This window comes from Acetobacter estunensis (genome assembly GCF_019083805.1).
GTDB classification, from domain to species: domain Bacteria; phylum Pseudomonadota; class Alphaproteobacteria; order Acetobacterales; family Acetobacteraceae; genus Acetobacter; species Acetobacter estunensis_A.
On the sequence record NZ_JAHRDV010000141.1, the window covers coordinates 1 to 246 of the forward strand.

General features: G+C 54.5%; 1 protein-coding gene. It reads right to left on the reverse strand.

Annotated elements, in window-relative coordinates:
- Positions 1-19 precede the first annotated feature (19 nt).
- The coding region (locus tag KUA11_RS17305) for a hypothetical protein (RefSeq protein WP_217412297.1) at positions 20-246 on the reverse strand (227 nt) is incomplete at its 5' end.

A 246-nucleotide genomic window follows, 5' to 3' on the forward strand; every position in this document is an offset into this window, starting at 1 on the left:
AAGTGCGTCAAGATCAATATCACTCATAACGGCCCTCATCTTTGAAGCGGACAAAGGCTGCTGCGCCTTCGGCCATTCGCTGCTCCCATGGATCTGTTGAGGTGACAGAGGGAAGCCTGTTGCGCTCAGTGTGCGTGAACTCGATATTGACCTGATCGACCGTATCAATCCGTTCGGCGAGGCCTATGCCATCCTTGCAAGCGCCATGACGGAAGAAAGCCTGAAACAGGTCGCTGCTGTCATCGC